The 23,000-nt window shown below is 67.6% G+C and carries 20 protein-coding genes; 10 read left to right on the top strand and 10 right to left on the bottom strand.

Going from position 1 to position 23,000, the window contains the following annotated elements; all coding sequences use genetic code 11:
* The first annotated feature begins 10 nt into the window (after window positions 1–10).
* Window positions 11–223 carry a DUF1059 domain-containing protein gene (locus V6V88_RS01440; RefSeq protein ID WP_338617387.1) on the top strand — a complete coding sequence of 71 codons (213 nt, stop codon included), beginning with the start codon at window positions 11–13 and terminating at the stop codon, window positions 221–223.
* Window positions 224–316: 93 nt separating this feature from the next.
* Here the strand turns inward: V6V88_RS01440 and V6V88_RS01435 are convergent, their stop codons facing one another.
* Window positions 317–3,718 carry a TM0106 family RecB-like putative nuclease gene (locus V6V88_RS01435; RefSeq protein ID WP_338617384.1) on the bottom strand — a complete coding sequence of 1,134 codons (3,402 nt, stop codon included), beginning with the start codon at window positions 3,716–3,718 and terminating at the stop codon, window positions 317–319.
* 261 nt (window positions 3,719–3,979) lie between these two features.
* Between V6V88_RS01435 and V6V88_RS01430 the strand changes: the two genes are divergently transcribed.
* Window positions 3,980–4,756, top strand: coding sequence for a Sir2 family NAD-dependent protein deacetylase (locus V6V88_RS01430; protein ID WP_142051670.1), 777 nt, complete (start codon window positions 3,980–3,982; stop codon window positions 4,754–4,756).
* An 11-nt stretch (window positions 4,757–4,767) separates the two neighbouring features.
* On the opposite strand, the gene V6V88_RS01425 is transcribed toward V6V88_RS01430, so the two are convergent.
* Both V6V88_RS01425 and V6V88_RS01420 read right to left on the bottom strand, forming a co-directional pair.
* A complete protein-coding gene (locus V6V88_RS01425) occupies window positions 4,768–5,820 on the bottom strand; it encodes a WYL domain-containing protein (protein ID WP_338617382.1) in 1,053 nt (350 codons plus the stop codon).
* 173 nt (window positions 5,821–5,993) lie between these two features.
* Window positions 5,994–7,520 carry an EAL domain-containing protein gene (locus V6V88_RS01420; RefSeq protein ID WP_235512646.1) on the bottom strand — a complete coding sequence of 509 codons (1,527 nt, stop codon included), beginning with the start codon at window positions 7,518–7,520 and terminating at the stop codon, window positions 5,994–5,996.
* A gap of 436 nt (window positions 7,521–7,956) precedes the next feature.
* Between V6V88_RS01420 and V6V88_RS01415 the strand changes: the two genes are divergently transcribed.
* The 3 genes from V6V88_RS01415 (at window position 7,957) to V6V88_RS01405 (ending at window position 10,984) form a co-directional block, all read left to right on the top strand.
* Window positions 7,957–8,889, top strand: a complete 933-nt coding sequence (locus V6V88_RS01415; RefSeq protein ID WP_056319397.1) for an N-carbamoyl-D-amino-acid hydrolase — start codon at window positions 7,957–7,959, stop codon at window positions 8,887–8,889.
* 131 nt (window positions 8,890–9,020) lie between these two features.
* Window positions 9,021–9,956: an ornithine cyclodeaminase family protein gene (locus tag V6V88_RS01410; protein ID WP_338617380.1), complete on the top strand. Its 936-nt coding sequence runs from the start codon at window positions 9,021–9,023 to the stop codon at window positions 9,954–9,956.
* Window positions 9,957–10,003: 47 nt separating this feature from the next.
* On the top strand, window positions 10,004–10,984 hold the full coding sequence (locus V6V88_RS01405) for a quinone oxidoreductase (protein ID WP_056319402.1): 981 nt from the start codon (window positions 10,004–10,006) through the stop codon (window positions 10,982–10,984).
* A 22-nt stretch (window positions 10,985–11,006) separates the two neighbouring features.
* On the opposite strand, the gene V6V88_RS01400 is transcribed toward V6V88_RS01405, so the two are convergent.
* Window positions 11,007–11,942 (bottom strand): LysR family transcriptional regulator, encoded by a 936-nt coding sequence (locus V6V88_RS01400; RefSeq protein ID WP_142051682.1) that lies wholly within the window; start codon window positions 11,940–11,942, stop codon window positions 11,007–11,009.
* 96 nt (window positions 11,943–12,038) lie between these two features.
* On the opposite strand from V6V88_RS01400, the gene V6V88_RS01395 reads away from it, so the two are divergent.
* Window positions 12,039–13,259 (top strand): MFS transporter, encoded by a 1,221-nt coding sequence (locus tag V6V88_RS01395; RefSeq protein ID WP_338617377.1) that lies wholly within the window; start codon window positions 12,039–12,041, stop codon window positions 13,257–13,259.
* A gap of 30 nt (window positions 13,260–13,289) precedes the next feature.
* Here V6V88_RS01395 and V6V88_RS01390 read toward each other — a convergent pair whose 3' ends face one another.
* On the bottom strand, window positions 13,290–14,183 hold the full coding sequence (locus V6V88_RS01390; protein ID WP_062840056.1) for a DUF4261 domain-containing protein: 894 nt from the start codon (window positions 14,181–14,183) through the stop codon (window positions 13,290–13,292).
* A 96-nt stretch (window positions 14,184–14,279) separates the two neighbouring features.
* A complete protein-coding gene (locus V6V88_RS01385; RefSeq protein WP_338617375.1) occupies window positions 14,280–15,182 on the bottom strand; it encodes a LysR substrate-binding domain-containing protein in 903 nt (300 codons plus the stop codon).
* 124 nt (window positions 15,183–15,306) lie between these two features.
* Here V6V88_RS01385 and dkgB point away from each other — a divergent pair, with 124 nt between their 5' ends.
* The gene (gene dkgB / locus V6V88_RS01380; protein ID WP_338617374.1) at window positions 15,307–16,110 is read left to right on the top strand and encodes a 2,5-didehydrogluconate reductase DkgB; all 804 of its coding nucleotides are present in this window, start codon (window positions 15,307–15,309) and stop codon (window positions 16,108–16,110) included.
* Window positions 16,111–16,161: 51 nt separating this feature from the next.
* On the opposite strand, the gene V6V88_RS01375 is transcribed toward dkgB, so the two are convergent.
* Window positions 16,162–17,070, bottom strand: a complete 909-nt coding sequence (locus V6V88_RS01375; protein WP_056319414.1) for a LysR family transcriptional regulator — start codon at window positions 17,068–17,070, stop codon at window positions 16,162–16,164.
* 120 nt (window positions 17,071–17,190) lie between these two features.
* On the opposite strand from V6V88_RS01375, the gene V6V88_RS01370 reads away from it, so the two are divergent.
* Window positions 17,191–18,183 carry a tripartite tricarboxylate transporter substrate binding protein gene (locus tag V6V88_RS01370; RefSeq protein ID WP_338617373.1) on the top strand — a complete coding sequence of 331 codons (993 nt, stop codon included), beginning with the start codon at window positions 17,191–17,193 and terminating at the stop codon, window positions 18,181–18,183.
* A complete protein-coding gene (locus V6V88_RS01365; RefSeq protein WP_338617372.1) occupies window positions 18,180–19,376 on the top strand; it encodes an amidase in 1,197 nt (398 codons plus the stop codon). Before V6V88_RS01370 ends, V6V88_RS01365 begins: the two co-directional genes overlap by 4 nt.
* A gap of 73 nt (window positions 19,377–19,449) precedes the next feature.
* Here the strand turns inward: V6V88_RS01365 and V6V88_RS01360 are convergent, their stop codons facing one another.
* From V6V88_RS01360 to V6V88_RS01350, 3 genes are read right to left on the bottom strand one after another with little or no spacing between them, the layout of a single operon-like run.
* Window positions 19,450–20,106, bottom strand: a complete 657-nt coding sequence (locus V6V88_RS01360; protein ID WP_338617371.1) for a DUF799 domain-containing protein — start codon at window positions 20,104–20,106, stop codon at window positions 19,450–19,452.
* Window positions 20,106–20,627, bottom strand: coding sequence for a DUF4810 domain-containing protein (locus V6V88_RS01355; RefSeq protein WP_338617370.1), 522 nt, complete (start codon window positions 20,625–20,627; stop codon window positions 20,106–20,108). Before V6V88_RS01355 ends, V6V88_RS01360 begins: the two co-directional genes overlap by 1 nt.
* An 11-nt stretch (window positions 20,628–20,638) precedes the next feature.
* Window positions 20,639–21,316, bottom strand: a complete 678-nt coding sequence (locus V6V88_RS01350) for a CsgG/HfaB family protein (protein ID WP_142051699.1) — start codon at window positions 21,314–21,316, stop codon at window positions 20,639–20,641.
* A 367-nt stretch (window positions 21,317–21,683) separates the two neighbouring features.
* On the opposite strand from V6V88_RS01350, the gene V6V88_RS01345 reads away from it, so the two are divergent.
* Complete coding sequence (locus V6V88_RS01345; protein ID WP_338617369.1) at window positions 21,684–22,991, top strand: chloride channel protein; 1,308 nt, start codon at window positions 21,684–21,686, stop codon at window positions 22,989–22,991.
* The last annotated feature ends 9 nt before the right edge of the window (window positions 22,992–23,000 follow it).

Below are 23,000 nucleotides of genomic sequence, written 5' to 3'. Positions count from 1 at the left end.
GGAGAGCCTCATGACACGCAAGTACATCGATTGCCGCGAGTATCCGAGCGAGATGAACTGCTCGGTGGCCTTGTCCGCGGACTCGGACGAGGAACTGCTCGAAGCCGCGGTGCAGCACGCCACCACGGTGCACAAGCACGCTGACTCGCCTGAACTGCGCACGCGGCTCAAGTCTCTTTTCCACCACGGCACGCCGCCTGTCGAAGCGCCCCGCCGGGGCTGACGTCGCGCGCTGTTCGGGCCTTGCCGGCGGGCAGTCAGCCTTGCCGTCAAGGCCCGCCCTTCCCAGGCAAGCCCCGACACTTGGACCGGCGCGTTACCCCGCCTGACCGGCCTCGGCGACCCAGCACAGCGTGTTGACCAGCGCCATCTGCTCGGGCGTCTGGCATCGCACGGACAGCAAGGCGGGGCTGGCGACCAGGATCGCCAGCGACTTGGCCCGCGATACCGCCACATTCAGCCGGTTCCTGCTGAACAGGAATTCCATGTCGCGCGGCATGGTCTCGCCGCTGGAGGTGGCCATGGAAATGATCACCACCTGCGCCTCCTGGCCCTGGAACTTGTCGACCGTCCCCACCCGCGCGCCCTCGGGCAGCGCCTGCCGCAACGTATTGACCTGCACGTTGTACGGCGCCACCACCAGCACGTCGTCGGGCGTGATGGGCACCGCGCGGCCCGTGTTGTCCAGATAGCGCTGGCGCATCAGGCTGCCATACAGCGCGGCGACTTCGCGCGCTTCCTCGTCGCTGGACTGCGCATTGCCCTCGTGCACGACCGGCACGTACCGGATGCCGCTGGCGGCCAGTGCGTCCGCAGCGTCCGCGCCCAGCACCAGGCCCTGCCCGGCCGCCGATTCCGCGGCGCGCAGCCGGCCGTCGTAGATGGCGTCCGAAATGAAACCGCAGATCGCCGGGTGCATGCGGTACGAGGTGTCCAGGAAGATGCCGCGATCGGCCGCGATGGTGGCATGGCCGTTCAGCAGATATTCCAGCGTGGATTCGCCCGAGCGGCCGGGATGCGTGCCCTTGGTCGGCTGGCCCAGCTGCATCTGGTCGCCCAGCAGCACGATGTTGCGCGCGCATTGGCCCAGCGCCACCAGGTTCGCCAGACTGACCTGGCCTGCCTCGTCCACGAACAGGTAATCGAACTGCTGCTGAAAATCGGCCCGGCTAAAGAGCCACGCCGTGCCTGCCACCAGTTGATGGCGCGACAGGTCGATCTTGTCGTTGGCAAAGACGTCTTCGATGAATTCGCCGTTGAAACAGGAATCGTCGCCTTCCTTGCCCGACTTCTTGGCGCCTGTGAATGCCAGGCCCGCCTCGCGCGCCGCCTTTTCCAGGCCGGCGAGCAGGTTGTTGATGGCATGGTGGCTGTTGGACGTGACGGCGATGCGCTTGCCCTGGCGCAGCAGATGCACCAGCACGCGCGACCCGGTGTAGGTCTTGCCCGCCCCCGGCGGCCCCTGCAGGAACAGCGTGGTCTCGTCCATGCGGCCGACGATGTCCACGACCTGGTCAAGCAGGTTCGCGCCCGGATCGGCCAGCGGGGTGCCGGGCGCCACGCCGGCGATGCGCGGCGGTTCGTGCCGCAGCAGCGCGTCCACCGCCCGGAACGGCGTGCTGGCGCCATCGGCCGACGCCAGCAGCGCATCGCCATAGCGGAACATGGCATTGGCCAGTTCGTCGATGCTGACCGGCCTGCCCGGCCCGAGCGACAGGCGCTGCGGCGGCGCGGCCTTGCGCGACACGGTGAAGGTGGCCACGCCGGCACCCGGATGGCCGGCCCCCATGTCGACCGTCAGCCGGCTGATGGCCGGTCCGCCGCGCACGTCCGTACAGGCCGATCCGGTGCGCAGCTTGGTCTGCTGCGCCGGGAAGCGGTAGGTGTAGCGCAGCGATTGCGCCACGGGCTCGGGGGCCACGCTGTCGTCGCGCACCAGCCCGCCCAGGCATTCGTTGTCTTCCACCAGCTCGGCCTCGGTCGCCTCCATCCGGGCGAACATCGCCCACCACTCGGGCTTCTGCTCGCGGCGGTGAAAGTCCAGCAACTGGTAGACCAGCGCGCGGTAGCGGTCGAAGCCGGACCAGTCCGCTTCGTCGACCGGCAATGGCCCGAGCAGCGCGGCGCGATACGGCTCCAGACGCAGTTCGGCCTGAGTCTTTTCGCCGACCTGGAACCGGGCGGCATCGATCGCTTCCTGCGCGTCGCGGCGGTTCGCCCAGGGCATGCCGTCAGGACGCAGCGCGCACAGCCAGTCGCGCAGCTTGTACGTGGACAGCACATCGTCACGGTTGTAGTCCGCAATGTCCTGCAGCAATTGCGCCTCGCCCGTGCGCTTCCAGCGTTCGTAATAGACGATGCTGGCGCCGGCATTGGTCACGCCGCCCTCGCGCTGCGGCAGGTAGAAGTGTTCGATGTTCTTGATCGAATAGCCCGGCTCGGACACGCGCACGCCTTCGCGCACGACCTGGTACAGATCCACCAGCTTGTTCATGCGCAGCAGGTTGTCGACTTCGGCCTCGCGGGTGGCGTGAACCGACATCAGCCGCTTGATTGCCGTCGCCTCGTAGGGCGCGTAGTGGTAGATGTGCGCCTCGGGATGGCGGTGCAGGCGCGCCACCACGAAGTCGATGAAGGCTTCGAACGCCTGCTTTTCTTCGCTGCGGTTGTGCGCCCAGAACGGAACGAAGCGCTCCTGCCCGTCGTCAATGACGTACAGCCCAAACAGATACTCCAGCCCGCCTTCCTCGAGCGGATCGCCTTCCATGTCGAAGAACATGTCTCCCGGGTCCGGCTGCGGCATGCGTTCGAAACCGCGCGGCGCGGCATCGTCCGGGTCCTTGGCGATGCGGTCCCAGTGACGCCCCCCGTCGGTCCGGGCGCGCAACTGCAGCGCCGCCTGCGCCCGCAGCTTGTGCAGGATGGCGGGCTCCATGCGCGCCACGGCGGCGTCCGGCGCCAGCCTGCCCAGTTGCGCCAGCGTGCGGATGCCCTGGGCGTTCAGCTTGCGGATCTGCTGCCGCGTGATGTTGGCGACCAGCGACAGGTGATCGTCTTGCACGCGGCGCGCCTTGCACAGCGGGTCCCACCGGCACTGGGCGCATTTCTCGCAAGGGTCGGGATAGGTGGCCGCATCGCCGCGCTTGTCCACGTGCGCCTCGAAGCGGCGCATGACCTGGCGAAAATAATGCGCGTAGTCGGCCACGCGCAGGGATACCTCGCGGCCGCTGCCCAGCACCACGTGCATGTACAGCGGCGCCGCGCCCTGCTCCAGGCCCAGCAGCCACGAATAGAACGAGAGCTGAATGGCGAATTTGGCGCGCGCCGAACGCGCCAGCTTGGTGTCGCTGGCCTCGTAGCTGTAGGCGCCCAGCCGCGACGGGCGCGCGGTCTTGAGCAAGAAATCGGCATGGCCGATATACCGGTCGTGACGAAACGCCGCTTGGTAGATCACGTCGGCGCCGTCCGCCATCGCCTCGCGCGTGCGGGCCAGACGCGCGGCCAGTCCGTCGCCCGCCTCGCTCACATCGACGATCCGCCGTCCGCTGGCGCGCAGGCGTTCCAGATACGCGCGTTCGTGGTCCAACCCTTTTTGCTGGATCAGTTCGAGCTGTTCGTCCTCTTCTGCTTGCGGCAACGGGTCGTCCAGATTGATCAGATCCAGCGTGGTGAGGTGCTCGCATTCCAGAAACGCCCCCAGATCGGAAGCGGAAAACAAAAGGCGGTCGCCGTTTTTTTGCATGGTGCGGGAAGGAGCCGGTGCGATGGCGGGGGCCAAGAATAGCAAATGAAGCTGCGGCCATTATGCAGCCGGATAATCAAGTAATCGGCTGAAATACCGTCCCGAGTGATTCAACCCCTTTTTGTCCAAATACGCTCTCATAATCCGTTGTGTTTCAGAGAATGGAAGCGACATGCCTGGTTTGTTCGATACGATTATCTTCAGCCTTGATCGCGCGGTATATAACGGGCGGCTCGCATGAAACTTCGCACACTCGATATTCCCGATTCGCTCGTGCAACTGCTGCGCGACGCGCGCCTTGTCGTCGTGCTGACGGGATCGGGACTGAACCCCGCCAGCCGCCTGCCGCAAAGCCGGGATGGCATGCGCGGGCTGTGGGCCCGCTACGACGCTGCGGCGCTCGCCACCGACGAGGGATTCCGCAGGGATCCGGCGCTGGTGTGGGCCTGGCACGAGGAACGGCGGCGCCGGGCGCTCGCCGCCACGCCCAACGCGGCGCACCGCGCGATTGCCGCGCTGGCCGAGCGCGTGCCCGGCACATTCGTGGTGACGCAGAACGGCGACACGTTGCACGAACGCGCGGGCAGCCCGCGCATCCTGCACCTGCAAGGCCGGTTCGACCAGCCGCGATGTTCGGCCTGCGCCATGCCCCATACGCTGACGGCGCCGCCGGACGCGCCCGCGCGGCATGGCCCGTATCCCCCCGCGCCCGCCTGCCGCATCTGCGGCGGCCTGGTGCGCCCGGGCCGGCTGTGGCACGGCGAGGCCCCCGCGCCCGCGGTGTGGCGGGTGGCCAAGGGACTGGCGGCCAACGCCGATCTGGTCCTGACGGCTGGCACGTCATGCCAGACGTCCGCGGCGGCCGAACTCTGCTACGAGGCGATGGGATACGGCGCGCAGCTTGTGCAGGTCAATCCCAACCCCACGATGCTCGATCGCGTGGCCAGCCACAGCATCAGGGGTCCGGCCGAAAAGGTGCTGCCGCTGCTGCTGGCGCGCGCGTGGCCCGGATGATGCGGGGCGGGCTAGAGGTAGCGGCGCGCCAGTTCGCGCGCCTCGTGGGCAAAGCGGTTGCGAATGGCCTCGGGTTCCAGCACCTCGATCGACGACGCGTGGCCGTGCAGCAATTGCCACAGCATGACGGATGGGCGCACGGTGGCCGTCAGCATGAAACCGTGCTCGTCCTCTTCGATCTGCTGATCGCCCGACAGCCAGAACTCGCGCAGCGGATGGCGGCGCCGGCGGCCGTCGTCCATCATGGGTTCGGCGGCGTGCAGCCGGATCCGGGTTTCCTCGCCCGGATCGAAGTTCAAGGCTTCCTCGCGGCGCACGAAGTCCTGCAGGTCGAACGTGGGGTCCGGATCGGCCGGCTCGTCCAGCAGCCGCACCTCGGACAGCCTGTCCATGCGGAACAGGAATCGCCTGCCCGGCTGGCTCGGCCCCCACGCCACCATGTACAGCACGCCCGCGCGGTCGACCATCGCCAACGGCGTCATCACGTAAAGGCGCTCGGCAGGCGTCTTCTCGCCAAAGGGCGTGTTGCGAAATGACAGTTTGCGGTTGTAGTACAGCGCGCCGCTGACCTGGCGGTAGACCTCGGCGGACACCGTGGGCAGCACGATGGGATGCGTGCCGTCGATACGCAGGATCTTGCGCGCCCAATCATGCGCCGGTCCGATCGCAGGCTGGGAGCGATGCGTCTGCAGATATCGCCACGCGCTGTCGAAGGTGCCTTCCAGGTCGTCCAGCACGACGGCCGGCAGGTGGCGGTCGGCCACCTGCTTGAGCGCGCACATGGCCATCGCCATGTTGGCGTTCATGTTCTGGATGTGGAAATCGGTGCGCCGCAGGGTGCGGTACCAGAGCTTGCCGCGGGTGGCGCCCACACTGCCGACGCAATCGAGCTTGAGCAGCGTGCGGCGGATCTGCTTGTCGCCCGGCGCGGGGTTCAGCAGCGTCGCGAGCCGGTTGCGGATTTCCGCCATGCCCATGCCCCTCTCCATCGCTTCGGCCTCTTCATCCTCGACATACGGCAGGATGCGCAGCAGGTTATCGACAAGCGTATGGTCCAGTCCCATGGCAGATACAACAAATTAACCCGTTAAACAACGCAGGCATTCTATCTGCAAAACCGGCCAATAATAATTTCGGGCGGGAAAGATAATGCGGCCAGCGCGCCCGGACTGAGCCTTTGGATTATGTCGGTTGTGCCGAAAATAAATTAGACATACGACAACCTGCACACTGCAAATCAGTCGGCGACGATCTCGCTCAAGGGAACCGGCCGGCCGAATAGCCAGCCCTGGCCCACCGCGGCGGGCTGGCGCGCAAGCAGATAACTGGCCTGTTCCTCGGTTTCGATGCCTTCGATGATGAGGTTGATGCCCAGCTCGCGCGAGATCGCAATCACATGGTCCACGATCAGGGTGCCTGCGTCCTCGGCGCCGATGGCGCTGGTGAAGCTGCGGTCCAGCTTGATCGCGTCGGCCTGCAGTTCGGCCAGGTAGTTCAGGTTCGAATGGCCGGTGCCGAAATCGTCGATGAATACCTTGAAGCCCTTGCCGCGCAATGCCTTGACCATCGCCAGCACATGGCCGTCGGATAACGGCGTGCCCTCGGTAATTTCCAGCGCCACATTGGCGGGCATCAGGCCGCGCTCGCTGACCGCGTCCATCAGGAAGTTCCGGTAGCCCGCGTCCTTCAGGTCCGCCGCCGACACGTTGATGCTGACGTAGAGCGCCGGGTTGCTCCGAAGGCGTTCGTGCAGATCGCGCAGCGCCTGCGACGTCACCAGCCGCGACAACGCGCGGCCCAGTCCCATCGCCTCGGCCAGCGGCACGAACAGGATCGGCGAGACGTCGCGGCCGCGGGCGCGCCAACGGGCAAGCGCCTCGAAGCCGGCCAGTTGCCGCGTGGCGAGCTGGCGCAGCGGCTGGTAGTGGACCTGGATGTCGCCGGCCAGGATGGCCTTGCGCAGCTCGGTCCGGGCGCTGCCCGCGTGCAGGCGCCACATGACGCAAAGGCCGGCCAGGAAGGCAAGCGCCAGGGCGCCGACGACCGACATCACCATCGCGGGAAGCTGGAACCAGGCGTCGGACCGCAGCCGGGACACGACGCAGATATCCGGGCCGCCATCCGGCGCGCACAGCCAGGCGCGGCGCTCGGGCGCGAAGCCAAGACCGTGGCCGGCATCGCCATCGGCGGGCACGTCCAGATCGTGCGCGCGGCCGAAGCGCCGGTACACGTGGCTGCCGTCTCGCGTCACGATCTTGGCGTCGATGCCCGAGCCCGGTTCGGGAAAGCCGTCGAACGCGCCCGGCGCCGTGAACACGATGACGTCGCGCAGTGAAGCCATGTCGCCGATGATGCGGCGGTCGACGATATTGGCCGCGCCCACCCAGAGCTGCAGTCCGCTGGACACCGTGAACGCCGGCGGCGGCAGGGCCAGCGGCTCGGGCAGCTTGCCCCAGGCGGCCGAGCAACGCAGCATGCCGCCCAGCGTGCGGCCGATGTCGCGGATGTAGGTGGAATTGAAGAGCAGCACGCGCAGCGTCGCGACGTCCGCCTCAGAGCACAGGGCGCCGCCCTGCGTGGCCGCGGCCATGAGACGGTGGCCCTCCTGCGCCACGCGCAGGGCGTGCGCCAGCAGCCGGGCGTTATGCCCGGCAAGCCTGTCGTCGGCCTGATTCAGCTCGATCTGGCGTCCAGCCAGCACCCCCGCGAGGAATCCAAGCGCCGACAACAACAACACGAAAGCCGCAATTCTGGGACGTGACATGGGGACCGGTGACCATGGGCGGCGCGTGGTAAGTCATTCTGCGCGTAAGGCAATGTAACCGAAGATTCACATCCTTAAACGGGAAATTCACCCCTGCGGACCCGTCAATTGTGGCTTTCGAAACGGGGCCCTGCCCCACACGCCGCCCTCGCCAGAATCCCGGTCTGCGTAGCCTGGCCGCCCGTTCTACGGGGAAACCCGATATCAGAATTTGCGCGACGCCCATGATCCCGCGTTATGCACAGGTACGGACCGGCCCGAGGCCATGCCGAAATTTTCCAGGCAGATCAACGGGTTGCATCGACGCCCGCCGCCCGCTGCGCGCGCCCCGCGCGCGATTGGGCGCGGTATCGGATCGGCTCGGACCCGGGCATGCTTGCGGCCTTCGGCCATTCTTCTGGAGATTCCTGTGACCCCCTCTTCCCCGTCCCGCAAAATGGGCCTGGCCGTCGCTCAGATGGGCGCCGTCAATCTTGCCGATTCCCGCGCGGCGGTCGTGCGCCGTCTCGTCGAGATGATGCGCGAAGCTGCCGCCCGCCAGGCGGAATTCGTCGTGTTTCCCGAGCTGGCGCTGACGACGTTCTTTCCCCGCTACTGGATGGACGACGCCGAGGCGGTGGAGCGCTACTTCGAGAAGAGCATGCCCAACGCCGACGTGCAGCCGCTGTTCGACACGGCGCGCGAGCTGGGCATAGGCTTTTACCTGGGCTATGCCGAGCTGACGCCGCAAGGCCGCCAGTTCAACACCGCGATCCTCGTGGACCGCAGCGCCAAAATCATCGGCAAGTACCGCAAGATCCACCTGCCGGGCCACTCGGACCACAAGCCCGACGCCCCCTTCCAGCATCTGGAAAAGAAGTTCTTCGAGGTCGGCGACCTGGGCTTTGGCGTTTGGGAAACCAACGACGTGAAGATCGGCATGTGCCTGTGCAATGACCGGCGCTGGCCCGAGACCTACCGCGTCATGTCGCTGCAAAGCGCCGAGCTGATCGTGCTGGGCTACAACACGCCGTCGTTGAACATTCACTGGAACGAGCCCGCGCACCTGCGCACCACCACGCACGAGATCGTGCTGCAGGCCAGCGCCTACCAGAACGCGGTGTGGATCGGCGCGGCCGCCAAGTGCGGCTTCGAAGACGGTCATCACATGATCGGCAGCTCGATGATCGTGGCGCCGTCCGGCGAGATCGTGGCCCGCGCAAGCGGCGAGGAAGACGAGGTGATCTCCGCCCGCATCGACCTCGCGCTGGGCCAGACGTTCCGCGACCACGTCTTCAATTTCGCCAAGCATCGCAGCCCGCATCACTACAAGCTCATCGTCGAGCGCACCGGCGCGGGCGACCCGCTGCCGCGTCCCGACGCCGACTGAGGCCGAGAGCGGCTTGCCCTACCCGAGATTGCCCGCGCCACCGCGGGCAATTTCTTTTGGGTGCCGCCGCCTTCGCGCTGCTAGACTGCCCGGTGGCCCCTTGATTGACCGACCATGCAGGCAACGATCCGATGCGCTTAATCGACACCGAGCAGACCCGCAACGCCCTGTCCTTCGACACCGTCATTCCCGCCCTGCGGGACGCCTTCCGCGAAGGCGCCACGGTGCCCGCCCGCCACGTCCACGCCATCCAGTCCGGCAATGCGCACGGCACCTCGCTCATCATGCCCGCGTGGAGCGAACGCGGGTATTTCGGCGTGAAGATCATCAACATCTTCCCTGACAACACGCATCAGGGGCTGCCCGGCCTGCACGCCACCTACAACCTGTACAGCGCCAGGACGGGCGTGCCGGTCGCGCACGTGGACGGCGACATCGTCACCGTGTACCGCACCGCCGGCGCCGCCGCGCTGGGCGCGGACTACCTTGCCCGCGCCAATGCCCGCACGCTGCTCATCGTGGGTTCCGGACGCATCGCGGGACTGGTGGCGCAGGCCATGCGCACCGTGCGCCCGATCGAGCGTGTGCTGGTCTGGAACGTGCGGGCGGCGGGCGCCGAGGCGCTGGCGGCCCGCCTGCGCGGCGAAGGCTTCGATGCGCAAGCCGTGACCGACCTTCAGGCCGCCACCGGCCAGGCCGACATCGTCAGCTGCGCCACGCTGTCCACCGAACCGCTCATCCGCGGCGCGTGGCTGCGGCCCGGCACGCACCTGGACCTGATCGGCAGCTTCAAGCCCGAGATGCGCGAGACCGACCCGGCCTGCTTTGACGGCACGACAGTCTACGTGGACACCGACGAAGCGCCCACCAAGTCCGGCGACCTGCTGTCGGCGCTCGAGGCCGGCGTGCTGACGCGCGAGGGCATCGCCGGCAATCTGCACCAGCTGGCGGCCGGCGAACGTCCGGGCCGAACCAACGATCAGGAAATCACGGTGTTCAAGGCCGTGGGCAGCGCGCTGGAAGACCTGACGCTGGCGACGCTGGTGTACGAATCCGTGAAGGACTGAAAGCCGGGCCCGCCGGCCCGCCAAAAAACCCCTGAAGGAGACAACGCATGACGCAGGCACGTTCCATCCAGTTGACCGAATTTGGCGGCCCGGAAGTCATGCGGTTCGCCGACACCGCGCTGCCGGCCCCCGGGTCCGGCGAGGCGCAGTTGCGGCAGACGGCCATCGGCTTCAATTACATCGACATCTACCAGCGCGCGGGCAAGTATCCGCTGCCCACGCCCACGGGGCTGGGCCATGAAGCGGCCGGCGTGATCGAGGCGGTGGGCGAAGGCGTGACGGACCTGCGCGTGGGCGACCATGTGGTCTACATGAACGCCGGCGTGGGCGCGTACGCCGACCGGCGCAACGTGCCGGCCGCGAAACTGGTGAAGATTCCCGCGGGCATCTCCGACGAGGACGCCGCAGCCGTCTTCTTCAAGGCCATGACGGCGCAATACCTGGTCAAGAAGACCTACGCGGTCCAGCCCGGCGACATCGTGCTGGTGCATGCCGCCGCCGGCGGGGTGGGTCAGATCCTGAGCGGCTGGGCGCATGCGCTGGGCGCCACCGTCATCGGCACGGCCGGCTCCGCCGCCAAATGCGACGTGGCCCGCGCGGCCGGCTGCGATGCCGCCATCGACTACTCGCAGGACGACTGGGTCCAGCAGGTGATCGCAGCCACAGGCGGCAGGAAGGCGCGCGTCGTCTATGACTCGGTGGCCCGCCACACGTTCATGGGATCGCTGGACTGCGCGGCGCCGTTCGGCATGGTCGTGCTGTTCGGCGCGGCCTCCGGCCCGGCGCCGGCCATCGACCCCGAACTGCTGAACAAGAAAGGGTGCCTGTTCCTGACGCGTCCGTCCGTGTTTCCGCACAACGCGGATACGCAGACGTTCCGCGCCAATGCGGCGGACGTCTTTGACGCCATGCGAAGCGGCGCGGTCCGCGCGGCCATCGGTGCGCGCTACGACCTGACGCAGATCCAGGACGCGCATCGCGCCGCCGAGCGCCGCGCCGTCACCGGCGCCATCGTCATCACGCCCTGACCGGCAGGCGCGCGGACCGGCGTCAGTGTCCGGCCAGCTCCATCGGCAGATGCTCGCGCATGATCTCGATGAAGCGCCGCAGCCGCGCCGGCTGAAACCGCGACGGCGCGTAGACCAGAAACACGGGCAGTGCGTCGGCGCGCCATTGCGGCGCCAGGTGCACGAGGCGGCCGGCAGCCAGATCGTCCTGCATGGCCCACGCGGACCCCAACGCGACGCCCAGCCCCTGGATGGCCGAATTGCGCAGCGCGTGCAGGCCGTCGGTGGACAGGCGCGGCTGGATATCGAAGCTCTGCCTGTCGCCGCTGCCGCAATGCGTCAGGGTCACCTCGGTGCGATAGAAGGTGCGCAGCGCCAGCCACGGCAGTCGCGCCAGTTCCGGCGGATCCTGCGGCACGGGCCCGCCGGCAAGCAGGTCCGGGGAGGCCACGACGATGCGCGGCACCTCGCCCAGCTTCACGGCGATCACCGACGGATCCGTCACGGCCCCGACCCGGATCGCGCAATCGACGTTTTCGGCGATCAGGTCCGGCATGCGGTCGTGCAGCAGCCATTCCACCCGCATGTTCGGATAGCGCTTCAGGTACTTGGCCAGCGGTTCGATGAACTGATCCTGGCCGAACACGTGCGGCGCCACCACGCGCAGCATGCCGGCGGGCTCGTCGCCCGCGCCGCGCACCTCGCTTTCGAATGAATGAAAGGTGGCGAGCAGCTCCTTGCCGCGTTCATAGCAGCGCTGCCCGTCTTCGGTCAGGCGGATGGCGTGGGTGGAGCGCTTGAGCAGCCGCACGCCCATCGTGCGTTCCAGCAATTGCAGGCGGCGGCTGACGGTGGGTTGCGTGCCGCCCATCTGGGCGGCGGCCGCCGACAAGCTGCCGGCCTCGACGATGCGCACGAAGGTTTCGATGAGCAGCATGCGGTCGGTGCCGGCGGCAACGGGGAGAGCGGGGGTGGTCATACGCCTATCGTATAACGGATGTACCCGAAGGTCGGCTACCAAAACCAGGGGTGAAAGCCCAGAATTTGCCCCGTACCAATGCCACCGGACACCACCATGTCATCCCCCATTTCCCACCCCTCCCTATCGCGCGGCCTGGTTTTCCTGCTGGCCGTGGGCGCCGGCCTGGGCGTCGCTTCCCTTTACTACAGCCAGCCGATGCTCGGCGTGCTGGGCGCGGACATCCACGCCAGCGCCGAGACGCTGGGCTGGATTCCGACGCTGACGCAGCTGGGCTACGCGTTCGGCATCCTGATGCTGGCGCCGCTGGGCGACCGCTATGACCGCAAGCGCATCATCCTGATCAAGGCCGCCGTGCTGAGCCTGGCGCTGCTTCTGGCCGGCGCGTCGCCCACGATCGGACTGCTGCTGGCCGCCAGCTTCGCCATCGGCCTGTCGGCCACGCTGGCCCAGGACATCGTGCCGGCCGCCGCCCACTTGGCGCCGGCCGAGCAGCGCGGCAAGATCGTCGGCACCGTCATGACCGGCCTCTTGCTGGGCATCCTGCTCTCGCGGGTGGTCAGCGGATTCGTGGCCGAGCAATTCGGCTGGCGCATGATGTTCGCGGCCGCCGCCGTCAGCATCGTGGCGCTGGGCGCAGCCCTGTGGCGCGGCCTGCCGCGTTTCGAACCGTCGACGCGGCTGGCCTACAGCGCGTTGCTGGGCTCGCTGCTGACGCTGTGGCGCCAGCATCCCGGCCTGCGCCGCGCCGCAACCGCGCAGGGCCTCTTGTCGCTGGGGTTCAGCGCCTTCTGGTCGACGCTGGCCGTGATGCTGCATGACGCGCCGTTCCACCTGGGCGCGGGCGCCGCGGGCGCGTTCGGCCTGGCTGGCGCCGCGGGCGCCCTGGCCGCGCCGCTGGCGGGCCGCGTGGCCGACACGCGGGGCCCGCTGGCCGTGGCCAGCCTGGGCGCCGGCCTGACGATGGTGTCGTTTGCCGCCATGATCTTCCTGCCTTTCCTGCCCCCGCACGCCGCGTTGTGGCTGATCGGCGGCGCCGCCGTCGGCTTCGACCTGGGCATCCAGACCTCGCTGATCGCGCATCAGAGCATCGTCTACGGCATCGACCCGGCCGCCCGCAGCCGCCTGAACGCCATCCTGATGACGGGCGTCTTCATCGGCATGGCCGCCGGCGGCGCGCTGGGCAGCCTGGCGCTGGCCCACTGGGGCTGGACCGGCGTGACGCTGACCGCCGCCGGCGCCGCCGCCGCCGCCCTGGCCCTGCGCCTGTGGCCCGCCAATAACCGCAACGGCGAGGCCAGCCGCTACGCGGCGTGAGGATCCCTGGCTGGCGCCGCTTCGCGGTGCTTAACCTGGCGTATTGATCTGGTCGGCCGAGATGATCTCGGCCACCAGCACCTGTCCCGGGCCGTCCAGGAAATACTCTTCCTTGGCCGGCTCGCGCAGCTTCATGTAGGCGTCCTCGCCGATCTGCATGGTGTGGCCGGCGGCCAGTTCGGCGCCGCTTTCCAGCATGTAGCTCATGATGTTGTTGAACGTCGTCGAGTAGACCTCGCCTTCGTCGTGCCCTGCCGCCAGCGCGGCGAAGTCCGGCAGGCCGAAGGCATCGCCGCCATACGTGCGCATCCATACGCCCTGCACGCCTTCGACTTCATACTTCACGAAACCGCAATACAGCATGTTCAGCGGCAGCGTGCGCAAGAGGTCCATGGTTTCCTCGCCCAGCGACTCGGCGGCGAACACGCCGGCTGGAAGCGACGTGTGCGCATGCTCGTTCAGGACGGCCAGCGCCTTGAAACCGGTCAATGCACCCGCCACCGCCGCCAGCGCCACGTACTGCTCCAAGGGATCGGTTTCGAATCCCGCGTAGTACAGGATGATGTGGCTGGCGTGGGCGCGGACCTCGTCCTTCATCGCGGCGGGATAGTGCGATGGCGCGACGCAGGTCTCGAGCGCATCCTTTGGATAGGGCGCATTGAAGCCCACCAGCCGCACGACGTGCTTGTCCCAGCCGGCCATGCCCAGGAATTCCGGCATGTCGGGCGCGATTTCCGCGCGCGCCTTGGCCATCGTCGGATGGTAGGCGCGCAGCGCATCGGCCAGCGCCGCCTCGGTGATCGCGAGCGGTTCGGCGAACAGGACCTGCAGGCTCAACGGCTGCGCGATGTCCGGGTTGGCCAACAGGGCGGCGGAATCGGCGGATTCCTCGTTGCGGCCGAAGAAGCGGGAGAAGATGCTCATACGTATCCAGGGTTCATCACAAAACGGGGACAGTATAAGGACGTGCCCCGCGCGCCTGCCGCCGGGGTCGCCATTGGATACATCTTCGTTGGTCCGCTATTCCTCGAAGCCGCGCGTACCCACCGTTTCGACCACGAAGTCGATGAAGGACTTGATGCGCGAGGAGATCGCCGTGTTCCGGTAGTACACCGCGTTGATCGGCTGCCGGACTTCAAGCAGCTGCTTCACGAAGAGCGGCTGCAGCGCGCCGCTTTTGCGGTCCGCGCGCGTCATGAAGTCGGACAGGCACACAATGCCGCCGTCGTTCAGCGCCAGCTGGCGCAGCGTCTCGCCGCTGTAGGCGCGCACCTGCGGCTTGATGTGCACCGGCTGCCCGTCGGCATCGAGCAGCGGCCATTCGTTCAGCGCTTCCAGTTGCGCAAAGCCCAGCAACACGTGCGAGGCCAGGTCCGCCGCGCGGCGGGGCGTGCCGTGCCGCGCCAGATAACCCGGACTGGCCAGCACGCGCACCCGGCTCGTGCCCAAGGCCACCGCGTGCAGCGACGAGTCCTTCAATCGCCCGATCCGAAAGGCCAGGTCGGTGCGCCGCTCCAAGAGGTCGATATTGCCTTCGTTGCTGGTCAGTTCCAGCTCCACCTGCGGATAGCGCGTGCGATAGGCCGGCGCCAGCGGCGCGATGACGTGCAGCATGAAAGGCGAGGCCGCATCCACACGCAAGAGGCCGGCGGGCTGGTTGCGCCGCAGGTTCATCAGCTCTTCGGCTTCCTCGACCGACGCAATGATGCGGCGCGCCTGCTCCAGGTAGGCCTTGCCTTCTTCGGTCAGCGCCAGACGCCGGGTCGTGCGCCGCATCAGCGTGGTCTGCAGCTTTTCTTCAAGCCGGCTCATGGTGCGGCTGGTGGCCGAGACGGTCTGGCCCAGCAACTCGGCGGCAGCGGTGATCGAGCCGCTGTCCACGATGGCGATGAAGACCTGCATTTCGTCGAGGGTGGTTTTCATAGTTGACGTTTTATCAAAAGTCTTTCGCCGATACCGGTATTTTTTTGCAAGGGTACGGCAGGCACACTACCGCCATCCCCGGACCTCGCCGGTCCGGCCCCAGTACATCCCCCAGGAGTTTTCCATGCCCATTCCCGCCTTTGGCGTCGGCACCTTCCGCCTGCAAGGCCAGACCGTCATCGATTCCGTGCGCAACGCGCTGGACGTCGGCTATCGCGCGATCGACACGGCCCAGATCTACGAGAACGAGGCCGACGTCGGCCAGGCCATCGCGGAATCGAACGTGGCCCGCGCGGACCTCTACATCACCACCAAGATCTGGGTGCCCAACTACGCCAAGGACAAGCTCGTCCCCAGCCTGAAGGACAGCCTGGCCAAGCTGCGGACCGACTATGTGGACCTGACGCTGATCCATTGGCCCGCACCGGACAACGGTGTGTCCGTCGACGAATTCATGACGGCGCTGGCCGAGGCCAAGGCGCAGGGCCTGACGCGCCAGATCGGGATTTCCAACTTTCCCATCGCCGAGACACGGGCCGCCATCGCCGCCGTGGGCAGCGGCCAGATCGCCACCAATCAGATCGAGCTCAGCCCCTACCTGCAGAACCGCAAGCTCACCGCGTTCCTGAAGGAAGCGGACATCCCGGTGACCTCGTACATGACGCTGGCCTACGGCAAGGTGCTCAAGGATCCGGTCATCGGCCAGATCGCGCAGCGCCACGCGGCCACGCCCGCGCAGGTCGCGCTGGCCTGGGCGTTGCAACTGGGTTATGCCGTGATCCCGTCCTCCACCAAGCGCGAAAACCTGGCCAGCAACCTGCTCGCCCGGGACCTGCGCCTGACGGACGAAGACATGGCGCAGATCGCCGCGCTGGAACGCAACGGCCGCGAAGTCAGCCCGGAAGGTCTGGCGGCGGACTGGGACTGAACTCTCAGCACCGGTAACGGCGCGCGCAGCGCGCACCATGCACAGGCGTCATCACGGCGCCTTCTGGCGTGGCTGCTGCTTGGTGTCCCGCATGATCGCCACGAAGGCATCCACCGCGGGATTGCGATGATCCGGGTGGCGCGCGGCCGCCAGCTCGGCGCGGAACGCGCCGCGCCCCCGGATGCCGACGTAGGCAAGGATGTCCATGCGCATCCGCGCCAGCGACGCCGGCACCACGGCCGCGCCAAATCCCGCTTCCACCAGCGTCAGGATCGTCGGGATCATGCTTTCCTGCACGATGTTCGCGGGCTTGCCGGCGGCTTCGATCATCTGCCGCAGCACCTGGCTGAAGTAACGCGACCGGTCGCGCGCATACCCCACGATCGGCAGATCCAGCACCTGCTCCATGGTCACCCAGCGTTTCGCCGCTAGCGGATGGCCGCGGCGCAGCGCCAGCACCATGGGCTCGGAGTACAGGGGCACGGGCGACAGGTCCGCATCCGCAAAAGGCGGACGCAAGAGAGCCAGATCCAGCCGCCGCTGATGCAGCGCCTCCGGCATCTCGCTCGAATTCATTTCCTGCAGGTCCAGCACCACGCCCGGATAGCGCTGTCGGAACGCGAACAGCGCCTGCGGCACGTTCGAATAGGCGGCGCTGGGCGTGAGCCCAATCGTGAGTTGTCCGGCTTCGCCGCTGGCCGCCTGCCGCACGTGCCGCACCGTGGCCTCGTGTTCGGCGGCCATCTGCCGCACGCGGCGTTGCAGCTCGGCGCCGGCCGCCGTTAGTTTGACCGTGCGCGTGGTGCGTTCCAGAAGCTGCACGCCCAATTCCTCTTCAAGCTTGCGCACGCTTTGGCTCAGCGGAGGCTGGCTCAGATGCAGACGCTGCGCCGCGCGGCCGAAATGCAGCTCTTCGGCCACCACGGCAAACACCTGAAGCAGACGGCTGTCGATCAGCATTTATTTTCCTGGCGAATCAATAACTGGAGAATAAGGTATTAGACATCCTAATGGCGGCTTCCTACCATGCTGGCACAATCCACGGGCCCGTACTGCGGCCCTCATGACAAGGGAAATGCCATGCCTGCTGCGTCCTTCACCCTCAAGCTTCTGGCCGGCGCCTTCGCGGCCGGTCTCTGCCTTGCCTCGCCCGGCGCGCTGGCGCAAGCCGCATATCCGGCGCAGGCAATCAAGTTCATCGTGCCGTACGCGGCCGGCGGCAGTTCCGACACGCGCTCGCGCCAGTTGGCGCAGAAGCTCAGCGATTCGCTGGGCGTGCCCGTTGTGGTCGACAACAAGCCCGGCGCCAGCGGCAACATCGGCACCGCGCAGATCGCGTCGGCCAAGCCGGACGGCTACACGATCGGCCTGGGCAACTTCGCGCCCATGTCAGTGAACAAAGCGCTCTACACGATGCCTTTCGATCCCGCCAAGGACATCGCGCCCGTGGCCCTGATCGAGCGGGGCCCGATGGCGCTGGGCGTCAGCAGCAAATCGCCTTATGCCGACCCCGCCGCGCTCATCCGCGATGCCAAGGCCAATCCGGAAAAGCTCAACTACGCCTCCACCGGCGCGGGCAGCGCATCGCACTTGAGCACGGAACTGTTCAAGGAGCAGGCGGGCGCCAACGCGACCCACGTGCCGTACCGCGGCGGCGCGCCGGCCGTGAACGACCTGATCGCAGGCAACGTGGATTTCTACATCGAACTGCCTAGCCTGTTCCTGCCGCACGCGGCCGGCGCCGACGCCCGCATCAGGATGCTGGCCGTCGCCGCGGACAAACGCGCCCCCGGCCTGCCGGACGTTCCCACCTTCAAGGAACTGGGAATGCCGGACATGGTGGTCTCGAACTGGTTCGGCGTGATCGCGCCCGCCGGCACGCCGCCGGACGTCATCAAGACGCTGAACGAGCACATCAACCGCGCCCTGCAGGACAAGCAGTACCGCGCCGTGGTGGAGTCGCAGGGCGGCGAGGTTGCCGGGGGCACGCCGGAGCAGTTCGGCGACTTCATCGCCAGCGAAAACGCGCGGTGGACGCAGTTGATCCAGCAAAAGCAGATCAAGGTTCAATGATGCGGGCAGCGCACGAAGCCCTTGCGCTCAGCAAGGCGGGGGATGCGCAGGTCCAGGCCTGGGTCTGCCTGGCCGACGAGGCCTCGGTCGCGGTGCCAGCCGGCCAGGGTCCGCTGGCCGGCGCTGCCTTCGGGGTCAAGGATGTGATCGACGTCGCCGGCCTGCCGACGCGCTCGGGCTCCGCTGCGGAATCGGCGGAACCGGCGCGGCGCGACGCAAGCTGCGTCACGCAGTTGCGCGATGCCGGCGCGGTGCCGATCGGCAAGACGGTCACCGCCGAATACGCCTACGTCACGCCGGGCCCGACCCGCAATCCGCGCCACCTGGCGCATACACCGGGCGGCTCATCAAGCGGCTCGGCGGCGGCCGTCGCGGCGGGCATGGTCGACCTGGCGCTGGGCACGCAGACGGGCGGGTCCATGATCCGCCCCGCCGCGTTCTGCGGCGTGGTGGGGTTCAAGCCGACCTTCGGGAGGGTGCATCGGCAGGGCATGCACGTGCTATGCGATTCGCTGGACACCATCGGCTGGTTTACGCGCGACGTGAAACAGTCGCAAGCGGTGGCGTCCGTGCTGCTTCCCGGGTTGGCCGCGCAACGCCCGGACCGCCCGCCCCGTGTTGCGTTGCTGACCTGCAGCGCCATCGGCGACCTGAGCGGCGCCGCGCGGCGAGCGCTCAACGACTGCGCGGCCACGCTGCGCGAGCACGGCGCCCATATCGACGCGCCGGACGTTGACGCGGACCTGCAGGCGCTCCTGGATATCCACGCGCAAACCATGCTCGCTGAATTGGCGCGCGGCCTGCTGCCGGTGGTTCGCGGGCCGCACGGCCATCTGCTGTCGCCGGCGCTGCGCACGGCGATAGACCGGGGATTGGCCATTACCCATGCCGAGTACGTAGCGCTGCAGCGACGCCGCGCGCGGCTGGGCGGCGAGTGGCTCGAGCGCTTTGGCGCCGTGGACTTCATCGTCACCCCCAGCGCCCCGTCCGAGGCGCCCGAAGGCACGCGATCGACAGGCTCGTCGCTGTTCAACCGCGTATGGTCGCTGTTGGGCTGGCCGGCGTTGCACCTGCCCACCGCGCATGCGGACAACGGTTTGCCGGTGGGCATGCAGTGGGTGGCGCGAACCGACGAGGATCAGGCCCTGCTTGGCTGGGCCCGGAAACTGCACCCGCTCGTTCAGCGCACGTGATCTCCCGGGCGTCGAAACAAAATCGCCCGCGCGCCGAAACTGGCGCGCGGGCGTAAGCCATCATCCGGCGGGTTTACTGTGCTTCGTAACGCGGCGAGCGCGGTCCGTACAGGATGCCGCCGGGGGTGCCGGCGCTGAGCAGCAGGTTGTTCGTCATGCCGGCCACGCTGTAGCTGCGGTCCGTCAGATTGTTGATCACCTGATCCACCACGGCCTGCACCAGCATGCCGATCAGGCCGCCGTTGCTGTTGTTGTTGGCGTGCACCACCTGCTTCGTGCCGCTCCACAGCTTGGCGCCGTTGCGCAGGTCGAGCAGTTCCGCGTCGATCGAGACCGTGACCGTGCTGGACAGGACCGCGTAGCTGGACCCGTACTGCTTGACGGTCATGTACAGCGCCGCATCGGCGCCGAAGATCTCGCGCAGCTTGACGGCCGGCAGTTCATGGATGTCGTCGGGCGAAGTCAGGCCATTCTGTTTGAACGTCTCTTCCATGACGCCGACCGGGATCACGTAATAGCCGGATTCAGCGAGCGGGCGCGTGGCCTGCGAGAGCACGGCCGAGGTGGCCGCCACGTCCACCGACGTGTTCAGCGGCGGCAACACCAGGATCGACGCCGGCTTGCTTTCGCGAAACGCGGTGTAGTCGACATGCTTCTGCGGCGGCGCCACGCAACCCGTCAACAACGCCGCGAGGGCCACGAGGCCGGCGCGCATGAGTTTGTTCATCATCACGATCCTTTCTTCGACGTGCCGGCTTCGGCGGGCGCGGCAGGGCTGGCGGGAGCGGGCGAACCTGCGGCGGGCGACCCCGCGGCGGGCGACCCCGCCGGCAAGCCCTCGCCCGTCGCGGCGACGGTCTGCGGCTTGCCCGCGTTGCGCAGCAGGAAGTCCATGAACGGCGCGGCTTCCGGGAAGGCGGCCTTCTCGCCCTGCATTTGCTCGACGCCCTTGTCGCCTTCGCCCATCTTCAGGTAGAGCATGCCCAGATGCGCGCGAAAGCCGGGCGGCAGCTCGGCGTTGGCCGCGCGCGCCGTCTCGATGTTCTTCTCCATGGCGAGCGTCTGCGTCGCGTAATCGCCGCCGTCGTCCTTCAGGTAGGCGTAGACCGAGCCCTCGTAGGACTGCCAGCTATACAGGGACTTGGGCTGCTGCACGCAGGCCGACAGCACGCCGGCCAGGCCCACGATCGCCAGTGCGCGGACGACGCGCGCGCAGGTGGCGCCGCCGCGGAGATTGAAATGGTTTGCCATGCGCGCCTCTCTTAGTTGCGTGCGGGCTGCCAGGCGCCCTGCTCGATGCCGTCGACCAGACGGTCCACGGCTTCACGGATGGCCAGGTCCAGCACCTTGCCGTTCAGGGTGGAGTCGTAGCCGGCCGTGCCGCCAAAACCGACGACTTCGCGGTTGGACAGGCTGTATTCGCCGGCGCCCGAGGCGGAATAGACCACTTCCGAGGTCGTCGCATCCACCACGTTCAGGTCGACCTTCGCGTAAGCCACCTGCTCCTTGCCGCGGCCCAGGATGCCGAACAGTTGCTGGTCGCCGGTGACCTTGCGGCCGAAGGCCGTCACATCGCCCGTGACGACGTAGCGCGCGCCCTTGATCTGCGCGGCCTTCTTGTTGAACGCGGCTTCCTGGGCGATTTCGGACAGGTTGTCACGGTCCATCACCTGGAATCGGCCGCTGCGCTGCAGGTGGCTGACCAGAATCGTCTTGGCTTGGCCGCCCAGCCGGTCCACGCCATCCGAGAACACGCCGCGCAGGTAGTTGGTGCGGTTGTCGAACTTGCCGACCGAAATGGGGCTGCGCACGCCCGCGTAGGGCTTGCTGGCGGCGGCGACGGCCGGCACGGCCAAGGCTTGCGAACGCTCGGTCGCGCAGCCGGCCATCACACCCGACAACAGCGCCAGCGCGCCGATCTTCATCGCCTTGTTCAACATCGTTCTCTGGTAAAGCGCCACTTCTTCACTCCCGTTACGCGTGGGTCATCGAGGACGCGACGGTAGCAAGGCCTCGAATCGGTTGAAATCGGACTGGGACTAAATGCTCCGCGTTGCTCTGCGTGGCGCCCGTCCATCGAATGGAACGGGAAGTATAAGTACTGAATTACTTGGATACTATTTGAAATAAAGCTGAAGTTTGGGCGGTATTTGACGGCAAGCAAGAGAATTCGGGATTAATGCCTAACCAATTGGTATGGGTTTCCGGCTGGTAATGGCCGCTTTGAAAGGAACGGCCCCTACACTGCCTCATCGCAATGCGCGCCTCGATGCGTGGGCGCGCCAAACGACAGGAGCCCATCCTGGTATGAACGACCTGAAGCCCGATGATCCGTCCTGGCTGCGCCCGCGTTTCCTGCTCGCGGTGATCCTGACCGGCCTGTTCGCGGGGCTGGGCGGCATGTTGCTCGGGATGCTGCTCCATGCCGTGCAGCATCTGGCATATGGCTACGCCGAGGGCCAGGTGATCAGCCACGAGACCTTCCTGGAAGGCGTGCAAGCCGCCAGCGGCCAGCGCCGCGTGATGGCGCTGGTGCTGTGCGGCGTGGCGGCCGGTGGCGGATGGTGGCTGATCCATCGCTATGGCCGTCCTCTGGTCAGCGTGAAAGCGGCAGTGTCCGACGCCACGCGCGGGATGCCTGCGTTGACGACGATGGCGCATGCCATCCTGCAGATCGTGACGGTGGGGCTGGGCTCGCCGCTGGGGCGCGAGGTGGCGCCGCGCGAGGTCGGCGCGTTGGCAGGCGGCCGATTGGCCGCGCTGCTGCGCCTGCCGCCCGCGCAGCACAGTCTCGTCATTGCCTGCGGCGCGGGCGCGGGGCTGGCCGCCGTGTACAACGTGCCGCTCGGCGCGACGCTCTTTGTCCTGGAAGTGCTGGTGGGGTCCTTCGCCTGGCCCGCCGTGGCCGCGGCGCTGGCGGCTTGCTGCATCGGCGCGGTGGTGGCCTGGGCGGGCTTGGGCAACGTAATCCAGTACGCCGTTCCCCCCATGCAGATCAGTTCCAGCCTGGTCGTCTGGGCCATCGTCGCCGGGCCTGTCTTCGGCTGCGCGGCCCACGTCTGGCAGCGGCTGACCGATGCCGCGCGCCGCAATGGGGCCCGGGGCTGGCGGCTGCCCGTGGCGTGCCTGATCAATTTCACCCTGCTCGGACTGCTTGCGATCTACCTGCCCGCGCTGCTGGGCAACGGCAAAGGGCCGGCGCAACTGAGCTTTGACAATGACCTGACCCTCGCCCTGGCGGCCACGCTGGCGCTGATGAAAGTGGCCGTCGTCGTCTGCACGCTGCGCGCCGGCGCGGCGGGCGGTCTGCTCACCCCCGCCGTTGCCGTCGGCGCGTCGATGGCGGTCGTGCTGGGCGGCCTGTGGAGCATGGCCTGGCCCGACTCGCCGCCCGGCGCGTTTGCCGTCGTGGGCGCCGCCGCCTTTCTGGCCTCGTCGATGCGCATGCCGCTCACCGCGGTGGTGCTGATCCTGGAGTTCACCCGGGTCGACCAGGCCTTTCTCGTTCCCGTCATCGTGGCCGTGGCCGGCTCGGTGCTGGCAAGCCGTTACTGCGACGCTCGCGGCGCGCGGCTTGCTCCCGCCCCCGACGCCGCCGCGCGCAACGCACCCTGAGTTCCGGAG

The organism is Achromobacter sp. E1 (assembly GCF_037039475.1).
GTDB classification, from domain to species: domain Bacteria; phylum Pseudomonadota; class Gammaproteobacteria; order Burkholderiales; family Burkholderiaceae_B; genus Achromobacter; species Achromobacter mucicolens.
This window is presented reverse-complemented; position numbering and strand designations above follow the sequence as displayed.

Bases quoted from the DNA above. Each gene is read 5' to 3' on its own strand.
- V6V88_RS01440 (WP_338617387.1), top strand. From the start codon at position 11: ATGACACGCAAGTACATCGATTGCCGCGAGTATCCGAGCGAGATGAAC.
- V6V88_RS01430 (WP_142051670.1), top strand. From the start codon at position 3,980: ATGAAACTTCGCACACTCGATATTCCCGATTCGCTCGTGCAACTGCTG.
- V6V88_RS01425 (WP_338617382.1), bottom strand. From the start codon at position 5,820: ATGGGACTGGACCATACGCTTGTCGATAACCTGCTGCGCATCCTGCCG.
- V6V88_RS01420 (WP_235512646.1), bottom strand. From the start codon at position 7,520: ATGTCACGTCCCAGAATTGCGGCTTTCGTGTTGTTGTTGTCGGCGCTT.
- V6V88_RS01415 (WP_056319397.1), top strand. From the start codon at position 7,957: ATGGGCCTGGCCGTCGCTCAGATGGGCGCCGTCAATCTTGCCGATTCC.
- V6V88_RS01410 (WP_338617380.1), top strand. From the start codon at position 9,021: ATGCGCTTAATCGACACCGAGCAGACCCGCAACGCCCTGTCCTTCGAC.
- V6V88_RS01405 (WP_056319402.1), top strand. From the start codon at position 10,004: ATGACGCAGGCACGTTCCATCCAGTTGACCGAATTTGGCGGCCCGGAA.
- V6V88_RS01400 (WP_142051682.1), bottom strand. From the start codon at position 11,942: ATGACCACCCCCGCTCTCCCCGTTGCCGCCGGCACCGACCGCATGCTG.
- V6V88_RS01395 (WP_338617377.1), top strand. From the start codon at position 12,039: ATGTCATCCCCCATTTCCCACCCCTCCCTATCGCGCGGCCTGGTTTTC.
- V6V88_RS01390 (WP_062840056.1), bottom strand. From the start codon at position 14,183: ATGAGCATCTTCTCCCGCTTCTTCGGCCGCAACGAGGAATCCGCCGAT.
- V6V88_RS01385 (WP_338617375.1), bottom strand. From the start codon at position 15,182: ATGAAAACCACCCTCGACGAAATGCAGGTCTTCATCGCCATCGTGGAC.
- dkgB (WP_338617374.1), top strand. From the start codon at position 15,307: ATGCCCATTCCCGCCTTTGGCGTCGGCACCTTCCGCCTGCAAGGCCAG.
- V6V88_RS01375 (WP_056319414.1), bottom strand. From the start codon at position 17,070: ATGCTGATCGACAGCCGTCTGCTTCAGGTGTTTGCCGTGGTGGCCGAA.
- V6V88_RS01370 (WP_338617373.1), top strand. From the start codon at position 17,191: ATGCCTGCTGCGTCCTTCACCCTCAAGCTTCTGGCCGGCGCCTTCGCG.
- V6V88_RS01365 (WP_338617372.1), top strand. From the start codon at position 18,180: ATGATGCGGGCAGCGCACGAAGCCCTTGCGCTCAGCAAGGCGGGGGAT.
- V6V88_RS01360 (WP_338617371.1), bottom strand. From the start codon at position 20,106: ATGATGAACAAACTCATGCGCGCCGGCCTCGTGGCCCTCGCGGCGTTG.
- V6V88_RS01355 (WP_338617370.1), bottom strand. From the start codon at position 20,627: ATGGCAAACCATTTCAATCTCCGCGGCGGCGCCACCTGCGCGCGCGTC.
- V6V88_RS01350 (WP_142051699.1), bottom strand. From the start codon at position 21,316: ATGTTGAACAAGGCGATGAAGATCGGCGCGCTGGCGCTGTTGTCGGGT.
- V6V88_RS01345 (WP_338617369.1), top strand. From the start codon at position 21,684: ATGAACGACCTGAAGCCCGATGATCCGTCCTGGCTGCGCCCGCGTTTC.